Origin of the sequence: Pantoea sp. CFSAN033090 (assembly GCF_001264395.1) — a bacterium.
In the GTDB taxonomy this organism is placed as follows: Bacteria; Pseudomonadota; Gammaproteobacteria; order Enterobacterales; family Enterobacteriaceae; genus Pantoea; species Pantoea agglomerans.
In genome coordinates, this window is the sequence record NZ_LGYX01000018.1 from 38,666 (window position 1) to 45,816 (window position 7,151).

The 7,151-nt window shown below is 54.8% G+C and carries 7 protein-coding genes; 4 read left to right on the forward strand and 3 right to left on the reverse strand.

The window, feature by feature from the left end; genetic code table 11:
* Positions 1-46: 46 nt before the first annotated feature.
* Both degP and dgt read right to left on the reverse strand, forming a co-directional pair.
* The gene (degP, locus tag AFL22_RS16125; RefSeq protein ID WP_033756626.1) at positions 47-1,492 is read right to left on the reverse strand and encodes a serine endoprotease DegP; all 1,446 of its coding nucleotides are present in this window, start codon (positions 1,490-1,492) and stop codon (positions 47-49) included.
* A 134-nt stretch (positions 1,493-1,626) separates the two neighbouring features.
* Positions 1,627-3,117 (reverse strand): dGTPase, encoded by a 1,491-nt coding sequence (dgt, locus tag AFL22_RS16130; protein ID WP_010254077.1) that lies wholly within the window; start codon positions 3,115-3,117, stop codon positions 1,627-1,629.
* A 92-nt stretch (positions 3,118-3,209) separates the two neighbouring features.
* Between dgt and mtnN the strand changes: the two genes are divergently transcribed.
* The 3 genes from mtnN (at position 3,210) to AFL22_RS16145 (ending at position 5,067) form a co-directional block, all read left to right on the forward strand.
* A complete protein-coding gene (mtnN, locus tag AFL22_RS16135) occupies positions 3,210-3,908 on the forward strand; it encodes a 5'-methylthioadenosine/S-adenosylhomocysteine nucleosidase (RefSeq protein ID WP_010254075.1) in 699 nt (232 codons plus the stop codon).
* Positions 3,901-4,692: a vitamin B12 ABC transporter substrate-binding protein BtuF gene (gene btuF, locus AFL22_RS16140; RefSeq protein ID WP_022625449.1), complete on the forward strand. Its 792-nt coding sequence runs from the start codon at positions 3,901-3,903 to the stop codon at positions 4,690-4,692. Before mtnN ends, btuF begins: the two co-directional genes overlap by 8 nt.
* 123 nt (positions 4,693-4,815) lie before the next feature.
* Entirely contained in the window at positions 4,816-5,067 is a 252-nt protein-coding gene (locus AFL22_RS16145; RefSeq protein WP_010254068.1) for a hypothetical protein, read from the forward strand.
* Between the two features lie 30 nt (positions 5,068-5,097).
* Here AFL22_RS16145 and erpA read toward each other — a convergent pair whose 3' ends face one another.
* Positions 5,098-5,445, reverse strand: a complete 348-nt coding sequence (erpA, locus tag AFL22_RS16150; RefSeq protein ID WP_010254064.1) for an iron-sulfur cluster insertion protein ErpA — start codon at positions 5,443-5,445, stop codon at positions 5,098-5,100.
* A gap of 203 nt (positions 5,446-5,648) precedes the next feature.
* Between erpA and hemL the strand changes: the two genes are divergently transcribed.
* On the forward strand, positions 5,649-6,929 hold the full coding sequence (hemL, locus tag AFL22_RS16155) for a glutamate-1-semialdehyde 2,1-aminomutase (protein WP_010254062.1): 1,281 nt from the start codon (positions 5,649-5,651) through the stop codon (positions 6,927-6,929).
* Positions 6,930-7,151: the final 222 nt, after the last annotated feature.

Genomic DNA, 7,151 nt, shown 5'->3' on the forward strand with positions numbered 1-7,151 from the left:
TAAAAAAGGCGGACCGCAGTCCGCCTCTTCATCCGTTGCTGTTCGCTTACTGCATCAGCAGATAGATACTGCTGTCGCCGCGTTTCACATTCAGCGCCAGAACGGACGGCTTGCTGTCGAGAACTTTGCGCAGCTCACCCAGGTTGGTCACTACCTGCTGGTTAACACCCTGGATCACATCGCCCTTTTTCAGGCCGATACGCGCCGCAGCACTGCCCGGTTTCACGTTATCAACCCGGACACCTTTGGTACCCGCTTCGATATTGCTGAGATCGGCGCCTTCAATGCCAGTGTAGATGGTCGCGGACTGCACTTTTGACTGGCTGCTCTGCTGCAACTTAACAGAGACATCGACCGGTTTGCCGTCACGCAGCAGCCCCAGTTTCAGGGTGGTGCCAACCGGCAGTGAGCCCACTTCCGCACGCAGCGAAGCAAAGCTGCTCAGCGGTTTACCGTTCATCGAGACAATGACGTCGCCCGCTTTAATACCGGCTTTGGCGGCCGCTGAGTCTGGCAGCACCTGGCTGACAAAGGCACCACGTTGTGCGTCGACCTTCATCGCTTTTGCCAGCTCGGAGTTCAGCTCAGTCCCCTGCACGCCCAGCTCGCCGCGTTTCACCTGACCAAACTCGACCATCTGTGCCGTCAGGTTTTTCACCATGTTGCTGGGGATAGCAAAGCCGATACCGATGTTGCCGCCATCGGGCGCCAGAATGGCGGTGTTAATCCCGATCAGTTCACCGTTGAGGTTAACCAGCGCACCACCGGAGTTGCCCCGGTTAATGGCCGCATCTGTCTGGATAAAGTTTTCGTAGTTTTCCACGTTCAGGCCACTGCGTCCCAGCGCGGAGACGATACCTGAGGTGACCGTTTCACCCAGACCATAAGGGTTGCCGATCGCCACGGTATAATCGCCGACGCGCAGGTTGTCAGAATCAGCGATTTTGACTGCGGTAAGATTTTTGGCTTCCTGCAGCTGAATCAGGGCAATGTCAGAGCTGGGATCTTTACCGATGACTTTGGCGTCATAGCGACGACCGTCGCTGAGCTGTACCTGAATTTTGGTGGCATTATTCACGACGTGGTTATTAGTTACCACATAGCCTTTTTCAGCGTTAATGATGACGCCCGATCCCAGAGCACGGAATTTTTCCTGCTGGGTATCAGGCACTGGCGCGCCGCCGTTACCGCCTGCACCGTCGCCGTTCTGGCACATCGGTGAACCCTGGAACGGGGAACCATCCTGGCAGAATGGCGAATTGTCGCCAAAGAATTGCTGAAATTGCTGCGGCATACGCGGGGTTTTCACCGTGGTGGTCCCCTCGACGCTGATACTGACCACAGACGGCATCACCTTCTCCAGCATCGGTGCCAGACTTGGCTGTTGCAGGCTATCGGAAGAGGCCGTTTGCGCAGCAGAAACAGTAACAGGGGCGAGCGCCATGCTCAGGCTCAACGCCAGCGCACTTAACATTAAGGTCTTTTTTTTCATTTTTCGTTTCTCAATAAGATTACTGTTCAGACCATTGCTGTGGTCGAAAGGTGAGATAAATGTTTTAGCGCGAAGTTCCTTTAAAAGTTTAAGGCAAAAGTAAAAATTTATTCGCGCTCTTTACAATTGGCGGCTTATTCTACCGCCATCAGTCGCCGGTACTCATCCCAGGCATAGAGATCGGTCATACCACTGATATAATCCTGAATGAGCCGGAAGCGATAATAACGTTCCCACAACAGACGCTGATATTTATGTTCTACAACCAGATTACGCATCTTATGCAAATAGGCTTTACGGTGTTTACCCGAGAGCTTATGAAAAAGCCGGGTTTCGATCGGATGCTGACGCAGGAAATCTTCATTTATCAGCGTGGTAAAGGCTTCGTAATTAAGGCGCATCAGCGGCTGATAGATCTCCAGCAGCCCTTTAATCACCCGGTAACCCTGCAACTCCAGCTGCTCTACTTCAGAATGATTAAAGACCTGCTGGCGCGCAACGGTTTTAAACAATTGCAGTAAGCGGCCCTCTTCACCCTCATCTTCCAGTAGTGCATGGTTAAAACTTCCATCGAATATAGCAGGGAGATTATCAACAAAACGTTTCACCGCATAGCTTACCAGTACGCTCTGAACATTTACGCGGAGTGACATAAAAAATTGATCGCTGCGGCTTCGGCGTTTTTTACTGCAGGCTTCACGCCAGGCTTCGCCAATAGTCCGGCTGAAAGCGTCATTATTTTTAACCGGCCCCCAGGCTTTATTGAGAAACTCATACAAACTTTCAACATTAAAGATATCTTTTTCTACAGCGTCGTCCAAATCGGCAATACAATAGGAGATATCATCCGCAGCTTCCATTATATAAGTCAGCGGAAAACGGTGGTGTTCTTCCATATTGGTGGCAGCACGCAGGTCGGCAATATAATCCTGCTCAGAGAGATAAAACCCAGGCTTCTTCATGAGTACGCTAAATTCGGCGGGCTTTTCCCCCTGCCACCAGGCAGGCGCGGTATATTTCAGGATGCAGGCGACCTGAGAATAACTGAGATTCAGTTGCAGCAGCGTATGCACCATCCGGATCGCCTGCGCATTGCCTTCAAAGTGACAGAGATCCTGGCGGATCATGGCGTTGAGTTGATCAAAGGCTTTACGCTGTGCTTCTCCTTCCACGCCGGCCACCAGCGGATCAACCAGCTCGGCAGAGAGGTTCTCTTCAAACCAGTCATTAATCGCCGCCTCGCCAAAATGGCCAAAAGGTGGATTACCGACATCATGCATCAGACAGGCCATCTCAATCAGACTTTCAAACGCGCCTTCCAGTTCATCAAGACCATACTGCGCCAGCCCGCCCTGCATCTTCAGGGTTTGCAGAATCTCTTTGGTGATGTAACGCCCGGTCTGCTGCACCTCCAGCGAATGCGTCAGGCGGGAACGAACGGCAGCGTTACGCTCCAGCGGAAACACCTGCGTTTTTTGCTGCAAACGCCGGATAGCGGCGGAGTTTATAATCCGTCCGCGATCGCTCTCAAAATGGCGCGTAATGTAATATTCGCCTTCCGGTTCCTTGCGGCTGTTATAAGGGCGCGAGAAGCTGATCTTCTTCCTGAAATTGATCGCTGACATGGATTACCCCTTATTTTTTCGTGAATTAATCCCCTGAATGCCATGGTAGACTATGCCCTAAATTTTGATTCTTTACATTAGCGGAACTCACTATGAAAGCAGGCATTATTGGCGCGATGGAGCAGGAAGTCACACTGCTGCGCGACAAAATTGAAAACCGTCAAACGCTGTCGCTGGCGGGTTGTGAAATTTATACCGGCACCCTGCAGGGCGTTGAGGTGGCTCTGCTGAAATCGGGCATTGGTAAAACCTCTGCAGCGCTGGGTACCACGCTGCTGCTGCAGCTCTGCAAGCCGGATGTGGTGATCAACACCGGTTCGGCTGGCGGTTTAGCGCCGTCGCTCAGCGTCGGTGATATCGTGGTGTCAGAAGAAGTGCGTTATCACGATGCTGACGTCACCGCTTTTGGTTATGAGCCGGGTCAGATGGCGGGTTGTCCGGCCGCGTTTGTGGCAGACAGCAAGCTTATCGCCGCTGCAGAAGCCTGTATTCAGCAGCTGGATCTGAATGCCGTACGCGGTCTGGTGGTCAGCGGTGATGCCTTTATCAATGGTGCCGAACCGCTGGCGCGCATTCGTAATCTGTTCCCACAGGCGATTGCCGTTGAGATGGAAGCCACCGCTATCGGCCATGTCTGTCATCAATTCCAGGTGCCTTTTGTAGTAGTCCGCGCCATTTCCGACGTGGCCGATAAGCAATCTCACCTCAGCTTTGATGAGTTCTTAAGCGTTGCGGCGAAGCAATCTTCGCTGATGGTGGAGAACCTGCTGGCGCATCTGGCGCGTGGCTAAAACGCTACTCCTCTGCTGGCTGCTGCTGAGCGGCAGCCTGCTGGCTTCACCGCCACGCGTGATTACCCTCTCCCCTCACCTTACCGAACTCGCCTTTGCTGCCGGGATTACCCCGATTGCGGTCAGCGCCTGGTCCGACTATCCGCCGCAGGCGAAACAGATTGAGCAGGTCGCAAACTGGCAGGGCATCAAGGCTGAACGTATTCTGCAGCTTAAGCCGGATCTGGTGTTAGCCTGGCGAGGCGGTAATCCGCAGCGGCAGATTGACCAGCTACAGCAGCTCGGCGTGCCGGTTAAATGGATTGATCCGCTGACGCTGGATGAGATGTTCACGGCGCTGGCCGATCTGGGCCACTGGAGCCCCAGACCGGAGCAGGCAACTCGCGCTGCCCGCCAGTTACGTCAGCAGGAAGCCGCGCTGCGTCAGCGCTATGCTCATCTGACTGCGGTTCCGCTTTTTTTGCAATTTGGTCAGCAGCCCCTGTTTACCGCCGCCAGAGCCACGCTGCAGAATGAAATTATTACGTTATGTGGCGGCAGGAACATCTTTGCTGACAGCCGCGTCAGCTGGCCGCAGGTCAGCCGTGAGCAGGTGCTGATGCGCCATCCTCAGGCCGTTGTGACGGGTGGCAGTGCGCAGCAGGCGGAAAACATCCGGGTGTTCTGGCGACCGCAGCTGGATGTACCGGTGATTGCCATCAACGAGGACTGGCTTAGCCGGCCAGGCCCGCGACTGCTGCTGGCCGCGCAGCAACTCTGTGCGGCCCTGCATCCCGATGAATAAATCGGCGAATTGATTAAAGTCACTGCGATTTTTGCCGTTGATCAATACCAGAGACGAACGCGCCACGTATGCTCGCCGTCCTTTTAGCGCTCCGGCGCTTTTTTAAAACACCAGGAACCTTATATGACCAGAGCACTGCTGCTGGCCATAGGGCTGTCGATCGCCGGTTCTGCCTTTGCAGGATCGATAAATGGCTCTATTGGCGCCAGACTTGTCATCTATTCACGCTGTGAAATCAACACGGCTAACGGCCAGCCCGCGCCGCAGATCAACTGCGGCAGACAGGCAAGCGCGCAGCCGCGCGTAACAAACGGCCAGATTCAATCGCAGGGAAGTGTGAAGCAAAGTAACCGGCTGGTCACAATAGAATGGTAAACGAGGCCGTCTGTATGACGGCCTGCATTATCAGATACTGAAGGAAGAGCCACAGCCACAGGTGGTTTTGGCATTCGGGTTGGTCACGATAAAGCGTGAGCCTTCCAGACCTTCCGTGTAATCCACTGAACCGCCCACCAGATATTGCAGGCTCATCGGATCAACCACCAGTGAGACGCCCTGCTTTTCAATCGTCATGTCGCCATCATTCATCTGGTCATCAAAGGTGAAGCCGTACTGGAAACCACTGCAACCGCCACCGGTGATATAGACGCGAAGTTTCAGCGCCGGGTTCTCTTCGTCGGCAATCAGGTTCTTCACCTTGGTGGCTGCGGCGTCGGTAAACTGCAACGGCAGTGCTACTACTTCATCACTCATGTTTTACTCCGGTAAACGCCCAGGTCAGAAAACGACCTTAATTACACTATTATCAGCCAGCACCTCAGCGCAATCAAGCTCTGCCCTTCGCACTCTGTGCCGCTTTCACTCCTGTTAAGGGCACAGGGGGCGAATCCACCTTTCGTCTGCTGCCCCTCTTCCGTAGAATGGCGCAATATTTTTCTGAACCGCTGGAGCCGAAAATGAGTAAGTCCGAACAACTGTTTGCCGAGGCACAACGCCTGATCCCGGGTGGGGTAAACTCGCCAGTACGCGCATTTACCGGTGTGGGCGGCGTTCCGCTGTTTATTGAACACGCTGATGGCGCCTATCTCTATGACGCTGACGGCAAAGCCTATATCGACTATGTCGGCTCATGGGGTCCGATGGTGCTGGGTCATAACAACGCGGCGATTCGTAACGCCGTGATTGAAGCGGCACAGCGCGGCTTAAGTTTTGGCGCACCGACCGAAATGGAAGTGACCATGGCGCAGCTGGTGTGTGAGCTGGTGCCGAGCATGGAGATGGTGCGGATGGTCAACTCCGGCACCGAAGCGACCATGAGCGCTATCCGCCTGGCGCGTGGCTTTACCGGCCGCGATAAAATCATCAAGTTTGAAGGCTGCTACCACGGCCACGCCGATCATCTGCTGGTGAAAGCCGGCTCCGGTGCGTTAACACTGGGTCAGCCGAACTCGCCGGGCGTACCGGCCGATTTCGCTAAACATACCCTGACCTGCACCTTTAACGATCTCGACTCAGTGCGCAGCGCTTTTGAGCAATATCCCGAGTCGATTGCGGCCATCATCGTTGAGCCGGTGGCTGGCAACATGAACTGCATCCCACCTCAGCCGGAGTTCCTGCCGGGTCTGCGTTCACTGTGTGATGAGTTCGGCGCACTACTGATTATTGATGAAGTGATGACCGGTTTCCGTGTCGCGCTGGGTGGCGCGCAGGCTCATTACAATGTGCGCCCTGATTTGACCTGCCTTGGGAAAATCATTGGTGGCGGAATGCCCGTCGGTGCGTTCGGTGGCCGTCGCGAAGTGATGGCAGCGCTGGCCCCGACCGGTCCGGTTTATCAGGCGGGAACGCTCTCTGGTAACCCAATCGCCATGGCGGCGGGTTTCGCCTGCCTGACGCAGATCGCGCAGCCGGGCACCCATGAGAAGCTGGATGCCCTGACCCGCAAGCTGGCAGAGGGTCTGCGTGAAGCAGCACAACAGCAAAATATCCCGCTGGTGATTAACCATGTTGGCGGGATGTTCGGTCTCTTCTTCACCGATGCTGACAGTGTGACCTGTTACGCCGATGTGACCCGCTGCGATGTGGAGCGCTTTAAAACCTTCTTCCACCTGATGCTTGAAGAGGGCGTTTACTTTGCGCCTTCAGCCTATGAAGCGGGCTTTATGTCGCTGGCGCACAGCGAAGAGGATATTCAGCGCACTGTCGACGCCGCGCGTCGTTGTTTCGCGAAGCTGTAATTGCGGCAGCGTTAGAGGCAAAGACCGGCAGCAGCACCCGGTCCAGGATCTCACAGCAACATAAAACTCAACGCGCAGGGAACACGGGCAGAGGAGGAAAGCGTCCCGCGCCAGGGACAACAGCGCCGGGAGCGCTTTTGAACAACGCAAAGCGTTGGCCCGTTTACGGGCGCACCTCAAGGATGAGGTGCGTAATAGCGCGGGCCGAGCGTGTCAGCTACC

Bases quoted from the DNA above. Each gene is read 5' to 3' on its own strand.
- degP (WP_033756626.1), bottom strand. From the start codon at position 1,492: ATGAAAAAAAAGACCTTAATGTTAAGTGCGCTGGCGTTGAGCCTGAGC.
- dgt (WP_010254077.1), bottom strand. From the start codon at position 3,117: ATGTCAGCGATCAATTTCAGGAAGAAGATCAGCTTCTCGCGCCCTTAT.
- mtnN (WP_010254075.1), top strand. From the start codon at position 3,210: ATGAAAGCAGGCATTATTGGCGCGATGGAGCAGGAAGTCACACTGCTG.
- AFL22_RS16145 (WP_010254068.1), top strand. From the start codon at position 4,816: ATGACCAGAGCACTGCTGCTGGCCATAGGGCTGTCGATCGCCGGTTCT.
- erpA (WP_010254064.1), bottom strand. From the start codon at position 5,445: ATGAGTGATGAAGTAGTAGCACTGCCGTTGCAGTTTACCGACGCCGCA.
- hemL (WP_010254062.1), top strand. From the start codon at position 5,649: ATGAGTAAGTCCGAACAACTGTTTGCCGAGGCACAACGCCTGATCCCG.